The sequence below is a fragment of the Burkholderia sp. LFS061 genome (genome assembly GCF_047978125.1).
GTDB lineage: Bacteria > Pseudomonadota > Gammaproteobacteria > Burkholderiales > Burkholderiaceae > Burkholderia > Burkholderia pyrrocinia_C.
On the sequence record NZ_JBFPFS010000119.1, the window covers coordinates 1 to 1273 of the forward strand.

1 protein-coding gene is annotated in these 1273 nt (G+C 62.1%); it reads right to left on the reverse strand.

Features of this window, described 5'->3' with window-relative positions:
- A partial coding sequence (locus ACNQQL_RS35945; protein ID WP_416392827.1) for an IS256 family transposase occupies positions 1–1217 on the reverse strand: 1217 nt, incomplete at its 3' end.
- Between the last annotated feature and the right edge of the window lie 56 nt (positions 1218–1273).

Sequence of the window (1273 nt, forward strand, 5' to 3'; positions counted from 1 at the left end):
GATTTCCAGTCGAAGGCGGACCGCACGGTCTTGGCCAGCACATTGCGCAGCGCCAGCCAGAGCAGCTTGATCGCCGCCTCGTCATTCGGGAAGTGGCCGCGCGTCTTGATGATCTTGCGCAGTTGCATGTTCAGACTTTCTATGGCGTTCGTGGTGTACACGACCCGTCTAATCTCCGGCGGGAACACGTAGAACGGTACGACGTGCTCCCATGCCCGCTGCCACGATTGCACGATGGTCGGGTATTTCTCGCCCCAAGGGCCGTCAGCGAAGTCCTGTAACGCCTGCCTTGCCGCCTCTTCGCTGGCGGCCGCGTAGATCGGACGCAGCGCCGCGGCCAATGCCTTGCGGTCCTTGTAGCTGGCGTATTCCAAACTGTTGCGGATCAGATGCACGATGCAGGTCTGAACGGTGGTCCGTGGATAGGCTGCGCTGATAGCCTCGGTCAGCCCCTTCAAGCCGTCCACCACGGCAATCAGGATGTCCTGGCAGCCGCGCGTCTTCAGTTCGTTGAACACCTTGAGCCAGAACTTGGCGCCCTCGGTCTGCTCGATCCAAAGGCCCAGCACGTCGCGCTGGCCGTCGGCCTGAATGCCCAAAGCCAGATACACGGCCTTGTTGCTGACCACGCCATCGTCGCGGATCTTGACCCGCAGCGCATCGAAGAACACCACCGGATACATCGTCTCGAGCGGGCGGCTCTGCCAGCTCAGCGCTTCGGCCATCACCTCGTCGGTGACCGAGCTGATGAAGTCGGGCGAGACCTCGGTGCCATAGTGCTCGGCCAGAAATCCCTGAATCTCGCGCACGCTCATGCCGCGGGCGTACATCGCGATGATGCGTTCGTCGAAGCCGGTGAAACGGCGCTCGTGCTTGGGGATCAGGATCGGCTCGAAGCTGCCGTCACGGTCACGGGGCACGTCGACCCGGACTGGGCCACGATCGGTGATGACCGTCTTGCCGCTGGCGCCGTTGCGTTCGTTGGCCTGACCGGGCGGCTTGGGCTGGCCCGGCGGGTAGCCCAGATGCAGATTCATCTCGGCGCCCATCGCACGTTCGATGACCGCTTTGTTGAACGCCAGCATCAAGTCCTGCACCTCGGCTGGCGTCATCGGCCCCTTGACCAACTGGTCCAGCAGTTCCTTGGGCAGTTCAGGCAGCGGCCCTCGGGCCGCTGCCTGACGCGCTAAAGTTTGTCTTTTCTTTTTCATCGGCATATCCATGGCCTTTACACCTCATGATATGCCTCGCCCACGAAATCACGGATAGGTCC